This window comes from Subtercola sp. YIM 133946 (assembly GCF_036553535.1).
Taxonomy (GTDB): domain Bacteria; phylum Actinomycetota; class Actinomycetes; order Actinomycetales; family Microbacteriaceae; genus Subtercola.
Genome location: NZ_JAZHPE010000035.1, coordinates 60,411 through 75,637, shown reverse-complemented (window position 1 = coordinate 75,637; position 15,227 = coordinate 60,411). Strand labels below are relative to the sequence as shown.

General features: G+C 69.3%; 14 protein-coding genes and 1 other RNA gene. 6 read left to right on the top strand and 9 right to left on the bottom strand.

Annotated features, from left to right (window positions below; all coding sequences use genetic code 11):
• Positions 1-56 precede the first annotated feature (56 nt).
• From V3W46_RS12060 to V3W46_RS12045, 4 genes are all read left to right on the top strand, one after another.
• Positions 57-731: an alpha/beta fold hydrolase gene (locus tag V3W46_RS12060; protein WP_331783367.1), complete on the top strand. Its 675-nt coding sequence runs from the start codon at positions 57-59 to the stop codon at positions 729-731.
• Positions 732-968: 237 nt separating this feature from the next.
• Positions 969-2,462: a class I SAM-dependent methyltransferase gene (locus tag V3W46_RS12055; protein ID WP_331783366.1), complete on the top strand. Its 1,494-nt coding sequence runs from the start codon at positions 969-971 to the stop codon at positions 2,460-2,462.
• Between the two features lie 51 nt (positions 2,463-2,513).
• Positions 2,514-3,332 (top strand): Nif3-like dinuclear metal center hexameric protein, encoded by an 819-nt coding sequence (locus V3W46_RS12050; protein ID WP_331783365.1) that lies wholly within the window; start codon positions 2,514-2,516, stop codon positions 3,330-3,332.
• A gap of 42 nt (positions 3,333-3,374) precedes the next feature.
• Positions 3,375-4,109, top strand: coding sequence for a zinc ribbon domain-containing protein (locus V3W46_RS12045; RefSeq protein WP_331783364.1), 735 nt, complete (start codon positions 3,375-3,377; stop codon positions 4,107-4,109).
• A 131-nt stretch (positions 4,110-4,240) separates the two neighbouring features.
• Here V3W46_RS12045 and V3W46_RS12040 read toward each other — a convergent pair whose 3' ends face one another.
• The 7 genes from V3W46_RS12040 to V3W46_RS12010 are packed head-to-tail and all read right to left on the bottom strand — an operon-like array spanning position 4,241 to position 12,543.
• Entirely contained in the window at positions 4,241-4,924 is a 684-nt protein-coding gene (locus tag V3W46_RS12040) for a response regulator (RefSeq protein WP_331783363.1), read from the bottom strand.
• A complete protein-coding gene (locus V3W46_RS12035; protein WP_443069977.1) occupies positions 4,924-7,758 on the bottom strand; it encodes an ATP-binding protein in 2,835 nt (944 codons plus the stop codon). The genes V3W46_RS12040 and V3W46_RS12035 overlap by 1 nt, the downstream gene beginning before the upstream one ends.
• The gene (gene kdpC, locus V3W46_RS12030; RefSeq protein WP_331783361.1) at positions 7,730-8,377 is read right to left on the bottom strand and encodes a potassium-transporting ATPase subunit KdpC; all 648 of its coding nucleotides are present in this window, start codon (positions 8,375-8,377) and stop codon (positions 7,730-7,732) included. The genes V3W46_RS12035 and kdpC overlap by 29 nt, the downstream gene beginning before the upstream one ends.
• 52 nt (positions 8,378-8,429) lie before the next feature.
• Positions 8,430-10,628 (bottom strand): potassium-transporting ATPase subunit KdpB, encoded by a 2,199-nt coding sequence (kdpB, locus tag V3W46_RS12025; RefSeq protein WP_331783360.1) that lies wholly within the window; start codon positions 10,626-10,628, stop codon positions 8,430-8,432.
• A gap of 3 nt (positions 10,629-10,631) precedes the next feature.
• A complete protein-coding gene (gene kdpA, locus V3W46_RS12020; RefSeq protein WP_331783359.1) occupies positions 10,632-12,317 on the bottom strand; it encodes a potassium-transporting ATPase subunit KdpA in 1,686 nt (561 codons plus the stop codon).
• The gene (gene kdpF, locus V3W46_RS12015) at positions 12,317-12,406 is read right to left on the bottom strand and encodes a K(+)-transporting ATPase subunit F (protein ID WP_331783358.1); all 90 of its coding nucleotides are present in this window, start codon (positions 12,404-12,406) and stop codon (positions 12,317-12,319) included. Before kdpF ends, kdpA begins: the two co-directional genes overlap by 1 nt.
• Positions 12,403-12,543 (bottom strand): hypothetical protein, encoded by a 141-nt coding sequence (locus V3W46_RS12010; RefSeq protein WP_331783357.1) that lies wholly within the window; start codon positions 12,541-12,543, stop codon positions 12,403-12,405. The genes kdpF and V3W46_RS12010 overlap by 4 nt, the downstream gene beginning before the upstream one ends.
• Before the next feature lie 185 nt (positions 12,544-12,728).
• Here V3W46_RS12010 and rnpB point away from each other — a divergent pair.
• An RNA gene (rnpB, locus tag V3W46_RS12005) (RNase P RNA component class A) lies at positions 12,729-13,142 on the top strand.
• A 201-nt stretch (positions 13,143-13,343) separates the two neighbouring features.
• On the top strand, positions 13,344-13,643 hold the full coding sequence (locus tag V3W46_RS12000) for a GIY-YIG nuclease family protein (protein ID WP_331783356.1): 300 nt from the start codon (positions 13,344-13,346) through the stop codon (positions 13,641-13,643).
• 77 nt (positions 13,644-13,720) lie between these two features.
• Here V3W46_RS12000 and V3W46_RS11995 read toward each other — a convergent pair whose 3' ends face one another.
• Positions 13,721-14,314 carry a YdeI/OmpD-associated family protein gene (locus V3W46_RS11995; RefSeq protein ID WP_331783355.1) on the bottom strand — a complete coding sequence of 198 codons (594 nt, stop codon included), beginning with the start codon at positions 14,312-14,314 and terminating at the stop codon, positions 13,721-13,723.
• A gap of 22 nt (positions 14,315-14,336) precedes the next feature.
• On the bottom strand, positions 14,337-15,194 hold the full coding sequence (gene ppgK / locus V3W46_RS11990; RefSeq protein ID WP_331783354.1) for a polyphosphate--glucose phosphotransferase: 858 nt from the start codon (positions 15,192-15,194) through the stop codon (positions 14,337-14,339).
• Positions 15,195-15,227: the final 33 nt, after the last annotated feature.

The window sequence follows — 15,227 nt, the reverse complement described above, 5'->3', positions numbered from 1 at the left end:
GGGGCCGTCGTGCGTAGGGTGGAAGGCACTCGGTCGGCGACGGAAGGGCAGCGGTCATGGGCAGCTGGGTACTGGTGCACGGAACACCGCTCGCCCCCGCCATCTGGCAGCCCGCGGCGGCCCTGCTTGCGGGCGACGTGTTCGTGCCCGACTGCCGGGCGGTGCCGCCGGGGCCGAACCCGCAGGCCGCCCTCGCGGCGCAGGTCGTGGCACAGGCCGACGACGGGAGGTTCGACCTGGCGGGCCATTCGTTCGGCGGGCAGATCGCGCTCGAGATCGCGCTGCTCGTTCCGGAGCGAGTGCGTTCGCTGACCATCCTGTGCAGCCGCGACACGCCCTTTCCGGCCTTTCAGGCGGTTGCAGAGGCCGTTCGCGGTGGCGCGGCGCCGAGCGTCGATGCGACCCTCGCCCGCTGGCTGTCACCGAACGAACTGACGAGCGGCGCGGCGGTCGTCGACGATGTGCGGGCCGAACTCGCGGCGGCCTCGCTGCCCGACTGGGCGCGGGCGCTCGAGGCCATCGCCACCTATGACCGGTCTGCGGCGACGCCGTCGCTCGCCATGCCGGTGCGGCTCGTGGCCTGCGGGCAGGATGCCGTGGCCACACCCGAGGCGATGGGCGAGTTGCACGCGCGCATCCCGCACTCGAGGCTCGACGTGCGCCCGAACGCCCACCACCTCTCGCTGTTCCTCGACCCGGCGGCACTCGCCCACACCCTGGAGGGAGCTTGACGGATCGCGTAGCGCGGCGGAGCGGAGGTGGCGGGTGCGCAGCGGGGTGGCGCGGAGGTGCGCAGGTGCGCAGCGGGGTCGCGCGGAGGTGCGCGGGTGCGCAGGTGCGCAGCGGGTCGACGTAGAGGAGCGGAGGTGAGCCGGTCGGGAGGTGGGCAGGGCGGCGGCGCGTTGGTGCGGTGTGGGGGTGCAGGTCGGCGGGCACCGGCGGGCGCGAAAGTGTGGCACCGTTGAGCGGTGAACGAGTTCGACTTCGACTTCGAGACGCTGCGGCGCTGGCCCGACATCGAGGCGCCGAACCTGTTCGCGAGCGACGCCAGCGACAGGCTGATCCTCGATGAGGCGGCCGAGGCGCTGACCGACATCGACGGACGCCACGTCGTCGTCATCGGCGACCGCTACGGGGCGCTCACGCTCGGCGCCGCGGCCCGGTTCGGGCTGTCGGGCATCCGAGTTCACCAAGACGCGCTCTCAGGCGAGCAGGCCCTGGCCGCCAACGCCGAGCGCGTGGGCTTCGGCACACCCCGAGCGTCCGGCACAAACGCTCCTGACGCCGTCACCGGTACCGCGACCGGCACCGCCGGTGGTACTGATGCCATCGCAACCGCGACCGGCGCCCCCGGTAGCACGACCGGCACCCCCGGTACCACTAGCGGTACTCCCGGTACCGCGACCGGCACAACCAGCACCAGCGGCACACCGGGCGCTGCGGTGTACGAGAATCTGCCGCTCGACGAACCGCTGCTCGCCGCAGCCCGCGTAGTGCTTCTACAGCTGCCCCGCTCGCTGGCCGAACTCGACGAGATCGCCGACGCGATCGCCAGGTTCGCGGCGCCAGACGTCGTCGTCTACGCCGGAGGACGCCTGAAACACCTCTCGATCGCCATGAACGACGTGCTGCGCGCGAGGTTCGCCGAGGTGCACGCCAGCCGCGCTCGGCAGAAGTCGCGGGCCCTCATCGCGTCTGGGGTGCGCCGGCCGACGGATGCCCGCCCCTACCCGAGACTCGACCGCAACGCCGAGCTCGGCCTCACGATCGCGGCCCACGGCGGAGCCTTCGCCGGCACCACCCTCGACATCGGAACCCGCTTCCTGCTGACCTTCCTCGACCGCCTCGACCTGCCCACCGACCCTCCCACCACCCCCACGACTCGCGCTGCCGCCGCCGCTGCTGCCGCCACCCCCACCGCCCCGACCCCGGTCACCATCCCCACCACTCCCACTGCCCCGACCCCGGTCACCACGCCCACCACGCCCTCCGCCCCGGACCCGGTCACCACCCCCACCGCCGCGACCCCGGTCGCCATCGACCTCGGCTGCGGCACCGGCATCATCGCGGCGGTGCTCGCCACGCAACATCCCGCGCTGCACGTCATCGCGACCGACCAGTCGTACGCTGCCACCTCGTCGGCCCGTGCCACCATGGCCGCGAACGATCTCGGTGAGCGGGTGACGATCGTTCGCGACAACGGCCTCGCCCTGCAACCCGACGCCAGCGCCGACCTCATCGTGTGCAACCCGCCGTTCCACGTGGGCAGTTCGGTGCACACCGGAGCGGCGCTGGCGATGTTCCGCGACGCCGGCCGGGTGCTGCGCCCCGGCGGCCGGTTGCTGACCGTCTTCAACTCGCACCTCGGCTACCAGGCCGACCTGCGCCGCTCGGTCGGCGACACCCGGATGCTCGGCCAGAACCCCAAGTTCACCGTCACCCTCTCGACCCGCCGCCCCTGACCAGCGCGACCCGCGCTAGGGGTGCCGGGCGAGTACACCTAGGCTGGGGCTGTGTCATTCACCGTTCGCGACGTCAACGCAGTCATCGAAGGGCTGTGGCCCATCGAGCACGCCGAGAGCTGGGACGCGCCTGGCCTGCTCTCGGGTTCGCCCGACGCCCCGGTCTCGCGCATCCACCTCGCCGTCGATGCCGTCGCCGAGACCGTCGACGAGGCGCTCGCGCTCGGCGCCGGCCTCCTGCTGGTGCACCACCCGCTGCTGCTGCGCGGGGTGACGACCGTGGCCGAGACCACCTACAAGGGCGCGATGCTGGCGCGGCTGATCCGCGGCGACTGCGCCCTTGTGGCTGCGCACACCAACGCCGACATCGTCGACGACGGGGTGTCGAGCGTCATCGCCCGCCGCATCGGCCTGCTCAACGAGGTTCCTCTCGTCGCGGGCGCGGTGCCCGGCACCGGCCTCGGCCGCGCGGGCGATCTGCCCGAGACCGTCACGTTGGGGCACCTGGCACGGCTTCTCGCCGAGCTGCTGCCGGCCACGGCCACGGGCATCCGCGTCGCCGGCGAATATGATGCGCCCGTCACCCGGGTGGCCCTCTGCGGCGGGGCTGGCGACTCGCTGCTCGGCAACCCCGAGGTGCGCGCCGCCGACGTCTACATCAGCTCAGACCTGCGCCACCACCCGGCCTCTGAGGCGCGTGAGCAGGCGGCGCTCGGCGGGGGCCCGGCCCTCATCGACACCTCGCACTGGGCGAGCGAGTGGCTGTGGCTCGACACCGCCGCCAACCAGCTTCGCGATGCTCTGCCGGGCGTCACCGTCACCGTGAGCGACCTGCGCACCGACCCCTGGGACTTCGTCGTCACCCAGTGACGGGCCCGCCACACCTTTTTTCCGCAACCGAAGGATTGACCGATGAAAGCACCCGTCTCAGAACAACGGTCGCTGCTCGAACTGCAGGCCGCCGACACCCGCCTCGCTCAGCTGAACCACCGCGCCAGGTCGCTGCCGCAGCAGAAGCGCCTCGACGAGCTCGCTGCCCAGATCGGAGGCGTCTCGCACCGCATGGCCCAGGTGAACGGCGAGCTCGAAGATGCCCAGCTCGAGATCTCGCGCGTCGAGTCTGACGTCGAGGTGGTCGCTGCACGACTCGCCCGCGACCGGGGCCGGCTCGAGACCAGCTCGTCGGCCAAAGACATCCAGGGTCTCGAGCATGAGATCGCGTCACTCGAGAAGCGCCGCTCCGACCTCGAAGACATCGAGCTCGCCGTGATGGAGCGGGTCGACGACATCTCGGCACGGCTCGCCGACGTGACCGAAGAGCTGGGCATCCTGACCGCCGAGCGCGACGCGCTGCAGACCGAACGGGATGCCGCACTGGCCGAGATCGCGCACGAGCAGAAGGGCGTGCAGGTGTCGCGCGACCTCATCGCCGGGGGAATCGGCGACGAGCTGCTGGCCCTCTACAACCGGCAGCGCGAACGATACGGAATCGGCGCGGCTCTGCTCACCCGCGGCGTCTCTGGCGGCAGCAACGTGAAGCTGCACGAGTCAGACCTGGCGAAGATCCGGCTCGCCGAACCCGACGATGTGGTGCTCGACCCCGACAGCAGCTGCATTCTGGTGCGCACGCAGGAGTCGGGGCTCTGACAGGCCGGGGCTCTGAGGGCCGGGGCTCCGAGGGCTGGCTCTAGGGGCTGGGTCTCTGAGAGCTGGAGCGCTAGCGGCTGGGGCTCCGGGGGCTGGAGCCCTGGCGGCTGGAGCTCCAGGGGCTGGAGCCCTCAGGCCGCGTCGGGTGTGAACCGGTAGCCGAGCCCTGGCTCGGTGATGAGATAGCGCGGCCGCGCCGGGTCGGGCTCGAGCTTCTTGCGCAGCTGGGCCAGGTAGAGCCGAAGGTAGCCGTCTTCGTTCGTGTACGCCGAGCCCCACACCGTGGTCAGCAGCTGCTGCTTGGTCACCAGTCGACGCGGATTGCGCACGAGCACCTCGAGCATCTTCCACTCGGTGGGCGTCAGCTTCACCGTCTCGCCCGCGCCGCCCCGAACCTCGTGCGCCGACAGGTCGACGACGACGTCGCCGAGCCGCACCAGGGGCTCGTCGGCGGCCGAGCCGTGCCGCCTGGTGAGGGCGCGGATGCGCGCGAGCAGTTCGTCGACCGCAAACGGTTTGGTGACGTAGTCGTCGGCGCCGGCATCCAGAGCATCGACCTTGTCGGCCGAGTCGCTGCGCCCGCTCACCACGAGAATGGGCACCTCGGTCCATCCGCGCAGCCCTTCGATGACCTCGATACCGGTCAGGCCGGGCAACCCGAGGTCGAGCAGTACGAGCTCGGGCGGATGATCGGCGGCCTGCCGCAGGGCATCCTCGCCGGTCGCGGCCAGGTCGACCTCGTAGCCGCGCGCGGTCAGGTTGATGCGCAGCGCCCGGCGGATCTGGGCGTCGTCGTCGACGATCAGCACCCGCATCAGCGCACCTCCAGCCCGCCGGCGGCGTCACGTTCAGACGACTGCCCGGCGGCGTCGTGTTCGGATAGCCCGCCGGCGGCGTCGCGTTCGGACGACTGCCCGGCTGCGTCGCGTTCGGATGCCCGACCACCGGCGTCATCGCGGGCGGCAGCGCTCCCCGCGGTGTCGGCGCCCGCGCCATCGCCATGCCCACCACCGCGGGGCAGCGTGATCACCATCGTGAGCCCTCCGCCCGGGGTGTCTTCGGCTTCGAGAGTACCGTTCATTGCCTCGATGAAGCCGCGCGACAGAGCGAGCCCGAGGCCCACACCGGTGGTGTTGTCGGTGTCGCCGAGCCGCTGGAACGGCTGGAACGCATCGTCGAGTCGCGCCGCCGGAATGCCCGGCCCCCGGTCGATCACCCGCAGCTGCACCGTGTCGCCGAACGTGCTGGCCGAGAGGATGGGCGGCGAACCCGCGGGGGAGTACCGCAGCGCGTTCGACAGCAGGTTGACGAGCACCCGCTGAACCAGCGCGGGGTCGCAGATCACCGGCGGCAGGTCGGGCGACACGGCGACGACCACCGTACCGGGCGCCAGGTGCAGCTCGTCGAGCGCCAGCGGAACGATCTCGTCGAGACCGACCTCCGAGCGCACCACGGCCAGCACCCCGGCCTGCAGGCGGCTGACGTCGAGCAGATCGTCGACGAGCTCTGCCAGCGTCACCAGCGACTCCTCGGCGGTTCGCACGAGCTCGTCGCGATCGAGCTCGCTCCACTGCACATCGCGCGCCGCGAGGCTCGACACGGCAGCGGTCGCCGCCGAGAGAGGCGTTCTGAGGTCGTGCCCGACGGCCGCGAGCAGGGCCGTGCGCATGCGATCGGCCTGTTCGAGCGGCCGGATGCTCTGCGCCTCTGCAGCGAGACGACGCTGAACGAGCGCCGATTCGATCTGCGACACGAACGCGGCGAGAATCCGGCGGTCTCCGGCCTGCAGTGGGCGCCCCACCAGCACCAGCCGCGCCGCTTCGGCGAGATCGAACGCGGCCTCGGCCGGTGTGCCGTCACCCGCCGCCGGCTGACCCTCGGTAACGTGACCGCCGGCCCTGGCACGACCGCCGGCCCTGGCACGACTGCCGACTCCGGCACGACCGCCGGCCGCGCGACCGGGCTCCGCCGCCACCTCGGCGTCGGCCCGGTACAGCACCACGCCGCCTGCGCTGAGCGTCACACTGTCGAGCGAGAACACCTCGCGCAGGCGGTCGAGCAGGGCCTGCAGGGCATCCTGGCCCCGCAGCACGCTGCCCGCCACCGTCGCGAGCGTCTCGGCCTCTGCGGCACTGCGCCGGGCTGCGCGCGAACGCCGGGCAGACGAGTCGACCACCACGCTCACCAGCACCGCGACCACCAGAAAGACGATCAGCGCCAGCAGGTGACGCGGGTCGGCGATGGTCACCGTGTAGAGCGGCGCCACGAAGAAGTAGTCGAGCAGCAGCCCCGCCGCCACTGCCGTCGGAACCGCCGGGCGCAGCCCGCCCACGAGCGCCACGATCACGATGAGCAGCTGGTACAGCAGAACCTCGCTGGTGATGGAGTCGTCGGTGCGCACGACGCTCATGCCCAGGGTGAGCAGGGCGAGACCGATGGCGGCGACGACGCCCCCGGCCCACTGGCGCCGGGCCGTGAGGGCCCCGCCGAGCCGCGGCAGCGCGAGGGTGCCGGCAGCCGCATGGGTCACGATGTGCACATCGATGTCGCCCGACTCGCGGATGACCGTGGCCCCGATGCCCGCACCAGTCACCAGCGCGGTCAGACGTGAGCGGCGGCTCACGCCCACCACCAGTTGCGTGGCGTTCACGCCGCGCGCGAACTCCACCAGGGCGAGCGGAGTGTCGTCGCCGATCACGTGGTGGTAGCTGCCGCCGAGCTGCTCGACCAGGGTGCGCTGCGCGGCCAGAGCGCCCGGGTTGGCCGCGGCGAGCCCGTCGGCGCCGCTGACGTGCACCGCGAGCAGCTCGCCGCCGCTCGACCGCGCCGCGATGCGCGCTCCCCGGCGGATGAGTGTCTCGCCCTCAGGGCCGCCTGGCAGCGCCACGACCACTCGCTCGCGGGCCTCCCACTTCTGGCCGATGCCGTGTTCGGCGCGGTACGCCTTCAGTGCGACATCCACCTCGTCGGCGAGCCAGAGCAGCGCGAGTTCACGCAGGGCCGTGAGGTTGCCGAGCCTGAAGTAGTTCGACAGCGCCGCGTCGATCGTTCCGGCCGGGTACACGAACCCGCCCGACAGGCGTGCCCGAAGGGCTTCGGGGGCGAGGTCGACCAGCTCGACCTGGTCGGCCGCGCGCAGCACGGAGTCGGGAATGGTCTCCTTCTGGGCGATGCCGGTGATCTTCTCGACCACGTCGTTCAGGCTCTCGATGTGCTGGATGTTCACGGTCGACATCACGTTGATGCCGTTCTCCAGAAGCAGTTCGACATCGAGCCAGCGCTTCTCGGTGAGCGAGCCGGGCGCATTGGTGTGCGCCAGCTCGTCGATCAGCGCCCAGTCGGGATGCCGTTCGAGCAGCGCCTCGACATCGAACTCGTCGAGCGTCACCGCGCGGTGCAGAGTCGTTCGACGGGGCAGTACCTCGAGCCCCTCGACCAGCGCCGCCGTCGCCGCGCGCCCATGCGACTCGACGACGCCGATGACGACGTCGGAGCCCGCCGAACTCAGCCTGCGCCCCTCTTCGAGCATCGTGAATGTCTTGCCGACACCGGGCGCGGCGCCGAGACAGACGTGCAGGAGGCCACGGCGCGGCGCGCCGGCGGGAGTCGGAGTGCTCACGTCAGTTGCTGGCGCCCGTCGCGGCGCCATCGGCCGCGCTGGCGGGTGCCAGCTGGTCGAGCGCGATGTTCAGCCGCAGTACGTTGACCGTCGGGTCTCCGATGAAGCCGGCATCGCGGCCCTGCACGAACGACTCGACGAGCTGTGACACCTCTGCCTCCGGAAGGTCGCGGGCCGCGGCGACCCGCGAAACCTGCTCCCGAGCGTACTCCGGGCTGATCTGCGGATCGAGCCCCGACGCCGACGCTGTGAGCGCGTCGGCCGGGATGGAGGCCGGGTCGACCCCGTCGCTCGCTGCGATTGCGGCTTTGCGGTCGTCGATCGCCTGCAGCAGCTTGTCGCTGTTCGGGCCGAGGTTCGAGCCGCTCGAGGCTCCTCCGTCGTAGCCGTCGCCGGCCGCCGACGGGCGCGACTGGAACCATTGCGGCAGTGCCGCCCCGTCGCTGTCGGTGAAGCTCTGTCCGATGAGGCTCGACCCGACCACGTTGCCGTCTACCCGCACGAGCGAACCGTTCGCCTGCGACGGAAGGGCGACCTGGCCGATGAGGGTGATGACGAGCGGGTAGATGATGCCGAGCGCCACGGTCATCACCAGAAAGATGCGAACGCCCACCCACGTGGTGCGCAGGGTTTCGTTACGGAATTTCATGAGAGTGCTCCAGCCGAGAACGGAATGAATGAGGGAGAGTGCAACGCGACCGTCATGACAGCCCCGGAATGAGGCTGATGACGAGATCGATGAGCTTGATGCCCACGAACGGCGCGATGATGCCGCCGAGCCCGTAGATGAGCAGGTTGCGGTTCAGGATGCTCGAGGCCGACGCCGCCCGATACTTCACGCCACGCAGCGCCAACGGAATGAGCGCCACGATCACCAGCGCGTTGAAGATGATGGCCGACAGGATGGCAGAGGCCGACGACGACAGCTGCATGATGTTCAGCACCGCGAGCGACGGAAACGCGAGCGTGAACATCGCGGGGATGATGGCGAAGTACTTCGCCACGTCGTTCGCGATCGAGAACGTGGTCAGCGATCCGCGCGTGATGAGCAGCTGCTTGCCGATCGCCACGATGTCGATGAGCTTCGTCGGGTCGGAGTCGAGGTCGACCATGTTGCCGGCCTCCTTCGCGGCCGAGGTGCCCGTGTTCATTGCGACGCCGACATCGGCCTGAGCGAGCGCCGGGGCGTCGTTCGTGCCGTCACCGGTCATCGCGACGAGGTTTCCACCCTCCTGTTCGCGCTTGATCAGCGCCATCTTGTCTTCGGGTGTGGCCTCGGCGAGAAAGTCGTCGACGCCGGCTTCGGCCGCGATGGCCTTGGCCGTCAGCGGGTTGTCACCGGTGATCATGACGGTACGGATGCCCATCCGGCGCAGATCGGCGAACCGGGCCGCAAGGCCGGCCTTCACCACGTCTTTGAGGTAGATCACGCCGAGAATCTGCGCGGTGCCGTTCGACGACTTCTCTGCGACGACGAGCGGAGTACCGCCGGCCTGCGAGATGTCTGTGACGATCTGGTCGAGCTCAGCGATCAGCGCGGCTGAGGTGTTGGCGGCACCTGACCCTGCCGCGGCGCTGGACTGGGCATCCTGTACCCAGGCGGCGATCATCGAACCGGCACCCTTACGCACCTGACTGCCGTCGTTGTAGTCGACGCCGCTCATGCGGGTCTGTGCCGTGAACGGCACCACGACGCCGTCAGACGCCGTCGGAACGGGCAGACCGAGAGCGCGGGTGAGGTCGAGCACCGACTTGCCCTCGGGCGTCGGGTCGGCCAGCGACGAGGCGCTGGCCGCGGCCGCGAGCCGCGAGACGGTCACGCCGGTGAGAGGCCGGAACTCGGCCGCCTGACGGTTGCCGTAGGTGATGGTTCCCGTCTTGTCGAGCAGAAGCGTGGTGACGTCGCCGGCGGCCTCGACCGCGCGGCCAGACATGGCCAAGACGTTGTGCTGCACGAGACGGTCCATACCGGCGATGCCGATCGCCGACAGCAGGGCGCCGATCGTGGTCGGAATCAGACACACCAGCAGGGCGACGAGCACGATCAGCGACTGTGCGGCGTTCGAGTAGTCGGCGATCGGGTTGATCGTGAGAATCACGACCAGAAAGACGATCGTCAGGCTCGACAGCAGGATGCTCAGGGCCAGCTCGTTCGGTGTCTTCTGCCGTGACGCCCCCTCGACCAGCTTGATCATGCGGTCGACGAACGTCTCGCCGGGCTTCGAGGTGATGGTCACGACGATGCGGTCGGAGAGCACCCGGGTTCCACCGGTCACGGCGCTGCGGTCACCGCCCGATTCGCGCACGACCGGGGCGGACTCGCCCGTGATGGCTGATTCGTCGACCGAAGCGATGCCCCAGACGATGTCACCGTCGCCCGGAATCAGCTCTCCGGCCGATACGACGATGGTGTCGCCGAGTTTCAGGTCGGCACTGGCGACCTGCGTCACCACGGCGTTCTCGGCCGACGGGTCTGCCGCGAGGTTGTAGTCGACCAGGTTGGCCGAGGTGCTGGTGCGCGTGGCCCGCAGGCTGCTGGCCTGTGCCTTGCCGCGGCCCTCAGCCACCGACTCCGCCAGGTTTGCGAAGATCACGGTGATCCACAGCCAGATGGCGATCGACCACGCGAACAACAGCGAGGTGGGGGAGGCAGAAGTGTCAGACGCGCTCATGAACGGCTGCGCGATCGCCAGCGCGGTCGTGAAGGCCGCTCCGATCTCGACGATGAACATCACCGGGTTCTTGTACATGAGGCGCGGGTCGAGCTTGCGAAGAGCGCCGGGAAGGGCATCCAGCAGCTGGCGCGGGCCGAACGGCGCCGAACGTTTCTGGTGCGGCTCGTCAGAGGCGTGAGCGAGCGGGGGTGTCGTGCTGCGTGCGGAAGCGATGTCTTGAGACATGGGTTACTGCAGACCTTCTGCTAGGGGGCCTAGCGCTAGAACGGGGAAGTACGTGAGGGCAGAGACGAGGATGAGCGTTCCGATGGTGAGCACGACGAACTGCGGTCGGTGCGTGGGCAGCGTGCCCGCCGTCTGCGGCACCTTGCCCTGTGCCGCCAGCGAGCCTGCGAGAGCCAGCACCAGCACGATCGGGATGTATCGGCCGAGCAGCATCGCCGCACCGAGTGCGGTGTTGAACCACGGGGTGTTCGCGGTGAGGCCGGCGAATGCCGAGCCGTTGTTGTTGCCCGCCGAGGTGAAGGCGTAGAGCACCTCGGAGAAACCGTGGATGCCCGTGTTGGCCATCGAGGTTCCCACCACCGAGTCGCGCACCGCCGGAATCGCGAAGCTGAGGCTGGTGCCGATGAGCACGATCGCGGGCGTGGCGAGGATGTAGAGGCTCGCCAGCTTGATCTCGCGAGTGCCGATCTTCTTACCGAGGTACTCGGGGGTGCGGCCGACCATGAGGCCCGCCACGAACACCGCGATCACCGCGATGACGAGGATGCCGTACAGACCCGACCCGGTTCCACCCGGTGCCACTTCGCCCAGCATCATATTGACGATCGCGATGCCGCCGCCGAGGCCGGTGAAGCTGTCGTGCATCGCGTTCACCGCACCCGTCGAGGTGAGCGTCGTCGACGAGGCGAACAGCGACGACAGCACTGAGCCGAAGCGGGTCTCGATGCCTTCCATCGCGCCGCCGGCGGCCTGTGTCGCGGTACCCGACAGTGCCGACTGAGCGGCCACCATGAGACCAGACGAGACGACCCAGATCGTCGCCATGGCGCCGACGATCGCATACCCCTGGCGGTTGTCGCCGACCATCCTGCCGAATGTGCGGGGCAGCGAGAACGGGATGACCAGCATGAGGAAGATCTGGAACAGGCTCGTCCACGCGGTCGGGTCTTCGAACGGGTGAGCGGAGTTCGCGTTGAAGAACCCGCCGCCGTTGGTGCCGAGCAGCTTGATCGCCTCCTGTGAGGCGACAGGCCCGCCCGGCAGGGTCTGGGTGGCGCCCGTGATGGTCGTCACGTCGCTGAACCCGCTGACGTTCTGGATGACGCCCCCGACGATGAGCACGACGGCCGTGATCGCCGCCAGCGGCAGCAGGATGCGCAGCACGCCCCGCGTGAGGTCGACCCAGAAGTTGCCGATCGTCGTGGAGTTCTTGCGGGCGAAGCCGCGCACCAGGGCGATGGCGACCGCGATACCGATGGCTGCCGACACGAAGTTCTGCACCGTGAGCCCGATCAGCTGCACGGTGTACCCGAGAGTGACCTCGGGGGAGTACGACTGCCAGTTCGTATTCGTCACGAACGAGATGGCCGTGTTGAACGACAGCGACTGTTCGACGGCCGGCAGGCCGAGGGCGTAGGGCAGGAATTCCTGCAGCCGCTGAATGGCGTAGAGAAAGACGACGCCGATCACGGAGAAGACCAGAACGCTGCGCAGGTACCGCGGCCACGTCTGCTCGGAGTGCGAGTCGACGCCGATCAGGCGGTAGAGGCCGCGCTCGACGCGCAGGTCTTTGGTTGAGGTGTAGGTGTGCGCCATGTAGTCGCCGAGCGGGCGGTAGGCCAGCCCGAGGGCGATGACGAGGGCGCCCAGTTGGGCGACGGTGAGCCAGACGTTCGAACCGGCATCCATCAGAATCGCTCCGGCTTCAGCAGGGCGTACAGGCAGTAGACGACGGCGGCGACGCCGAGAACGACGCCGACGATGGTGAAGACGATCACAGTTTCTGCACCCCTCGGGCGATCAGGGCGACGAGGCCGAACAGGGCCACGACGCCGGCGAGGTAGGCGATATCAAGCACTTGGATGCTCCCAGCTGTGTACGGGCCCCCGGCGTGCGGGGCTGTGGTGATGACCACAGAGGCAATGCCACACCCGGTGGGCGGGCGGATGCCCGTTCCTAACGGATTCCTAACGCCGGGGCCGTGATTCCTAACGCCTGGGCCGTGAATCCTGACGCCGGTGCCGTGATCCCTGAAGCCAGGGTCGTGATTCCTGCCGCGACGTCGCCGCCCGGCGGTGACGGTAGACTCGTGCACGCGAATGGGTCGGCAAGACGGTCGCGTTGGCCGGAGCATCCACAGGTCTCGTACGTGTGGAGTCGATGGTCACCGAGGAACGTCCGGGCTCCGCAGAGCAGGGCGGTGGGTAACACCCACCCGGGGCAACCCGAGAGAACAGTGCCACAGAGAACAGACCGCCCGCGGGTGCTTCGGCGCCTCGTGGGTAAGGGTGAAACGGTGGTGTAAGAGACCACCACCGACCATGGTGACATGGCCGGCTCGGTAAACCTCGCCCGGAGCAAGGTCAGACAGAAGGCGACACGGCTGCTCGTCGTGCCTTCGGGTAGACCGCTGGAGGCGTGCGGCAACGTACGTCGTAGATAGATGGCCGTCCATGGGTGTGCGCCTCGTGCGTAGGCCCAAGACAGAACCCGGCGTAGCAGCCGGCCCGTTCGCCCCACCCGCCCCCTCGCCGTCGCCGGTCGAGTAGCGGCGCAGCCGCGTATCGAGGCCCGGTTTCGATACGCGTGGCTGCGCCACGCTACTCAACCAGCGGCGCAGCCGTCGCCGGTCGAGTAGCGGCGCAGCCGCGTATCGAGGCCCGCCCCTGTGCACAAACCACCCTGTGGAAAGCCTCACCCTGCGAGGCTCATTACATGCCCCACGTCTACATACTCGAATGCGCCGACGGCTCGTACTACGTCGGAAGCACCGTCGACCTCGAACGTCGACTTGCAGAGCACCGGCTCGGTCTGGGCGCTGCATACACCCGACGTCGCCTGCCCATCCGGCTCGTCTATTCCTATGAGTGTGGCCGTGTCGACGAGGCGTACTCTCGCGAGAAGCAGGTGCAGGGCTGGAGCCGGGCGAAGCGCGAGGCGCTCATTCGCGGCGATCTCGTGCTGCTGCCCAGGCTGGCCAAGAAGGCCTTCCCTCCCTCGCCGCCGGTCGAGTAGTGGCGCAGCCGCGTATCGAGGCCCGGTTTCGATACGCGTGGCTGCGCCACGCTACTCAACCAGCGGCGCCGCGCTACTCAACCAGCGGCGCCGGGCTTCTGGGGGTAGATGGTCTCGCCGCGCGACAGCATCGCCACGAACTCGGCGATCTTGCGTGCGCGGGTCTCTGCCCGCTTCACGTTGTTGATGCGGAACAGCACCGCGTACCGGTTCTGGCTGGTGAGGGTGGCGAAGAAGGCGGCGGCCGGCGGGTTCCCGGCCAGTGCGGCGGCCAGGTCATCCGGAACCTCGATGGTCTTCGACCCGGCGTAGGCGGCGGCCCAGCGCCCGTTGGCCTTCGCGCGCTCGATCTCTGCGGCGCCGGCAGCCCTCATGCGCCCGGCGGCGACCAGCGCTGAGGCCTTCTCGACGTTGATCTTCGACCACAGGCTCTGCGGCCGCCGCGGCCCGAAGTTCTGCAGAAAGTGGTGTGCGTCGAGGCTGCCTTTCTGGCCATCGATCCAGCCGTAGCAGAGCGCCTCGTCGAGCGCCTCGGCGTAGCTCACGCTGGGGTGGTCGCCGCCCTTCTTGGCGATGGCGAGCCGGATGCCCGGCGACGAGTCGTGGTTGGCCGCGAGCCACTCGGCCCACGCCTCGGCTGTCGCGCAGTAGAGAATCTCGCGGTCGACCATCGTGCTGCGTGCGTTCGAGCCGCTAGTTCGGCGTGGGGGTCGGCTCGCCGACCAGCTGGTTGACGTTCACGAGCACCTTCGGCTGAACGGCCAGCGAGGCGGCGCCCAGGATGCCCGCGTTGTTGCGCAGCGTCGCGACGACCAGGGGCGTGCGAATCGAGACCATCGGCAGAAACTCCTCATAGCTCTTCGACACACCGCCGCCGACGATGAACAGGTCGGGCCAGAGCAGGTTCTCGAGCTCGGAGTAGTAAGTCTGCAGGCGGGCGGCCCAGTGCGTCCAGCTCAGCTCGTCGCGCTCCTTGGCGGCATAGGAGGCCTTCTTCTCGTAGTCGCCGCCGTCGATCTGGATGTGGCCGAGTTCGGCGTTCGGAATCAGCACCCCGTTGTAGATGAGCGCCGTGCCGATACCCGTGCCCAGCGTGGTCATGATGATCAGGCCGTTCTTGCCCTTGGCAGCGCCGAACCGCACCTCGGCGTAGCCCGCGGCGTCGGCGTCGTTCACGAACGTGATGTCGCGCTTCAGGCCGTCTTCGAACAGCTTCTCGGCGTCGAGCCCGATCCACTTCTTCGAGACGTTCGCCGCCGACATCGTGCGGCCCTGCTGCACCACGGCGGGGAAGTCGATGCCGATGGGGGCGTCGGCCGGGGCATCCTTCAGCTGGGCGAGCAGCTGCTCGACCGTGTCGATGACGTCTTTCGGCTTGCCGCCCTCGGGGGTGGGGATCTTGACGCGGTCGCTCAGCAGCTCGCCCGTCTCGGTGTTGACGATCGCGCCCTTGATGCCGGTGCCACCGATGTCGATGCCGATCGCGATGGTCGCCTTGGTGTCTGACGACGACCCGGCTGGCGTGGTGTCGGCTGAGGGGGTGTCTGTCATCGTCATCTCTTTCGATTCTCCCGCCTCACCCGC

Excerpts from the sequence above, each read along its gene's own strand:
- V3W46_RS12060 (WP_331783367.1), top strand. The coding sequence starts at position 57 with ATGGGCAGCTGGGTACTGGTGCACGGAACACCGCTCGCCCCCGCCATC.
- V3W46_RS12045 (WP_331783364.1), top strand. The coding sequence starts at position 3,375 with ATGAAAGCACCCGTCTCAGAACAACGGTCGCTGCTCGAACTGCAGGCC.
- V3W46_RS12040 (WP_331783363.1), bottom strand. The coding sequence starts at position 4,924 with ATGCGGGTGCTGATCGTCGACGACGACGCCCAGATCCGCCGGGCGCTG.
- V3W46_RS12035 (WP_443069977.1), bottom strand. The coding sequence starts at position 7,758 with ATGGCGCCGCGACGGGCGCCAGCAACTGACGTGAGCACTCCGACTCCC.
- kdpC (WP_331783361.1), bottom strand. The coding sequence starts at position 8,377 with ATGAAATTCCGTAACGAAACCCTGCGCACCACGTGGGTGGGCGTTCGC.
- kdpB (WP_331783360.1), bottom strand. The coding sequence starts at position 10,628 with ATGTCTCAAGACATCGCTTCCGCACGCAGCACGACACCCCCGCTCGCT.
- kdpA (WP_331783359.1), bottom strand. The coding sequence starts at position 12,317 with ATGGATGCCGGTTCGAACGTCTGGCTCACCGTCGCCCAACTGGGCGCC.
- V3W46_RS12000 (WP_331783356.1), top strand. The coding sequence starts at position 13,344 with ATGCCCCACGTCTACATACTCGAATGCGCCGACGGCTCGTACTACGTC.
- V3W46_RS11995 (WP_331783355.1), bottom strand. The coding sequence starts at position 14,314 with ATGGTCGACCGCGAGATTCTCTACTGCGCGACAGCCGAGGCGTGGGCC.
- ppgK (WP_331783354.1), bottom strand. The coding sequence starts at position 15,194 with ATGACAGACACCCCCTCAGCCGACACCACGCCAGCCGGGTCGTCGTCA.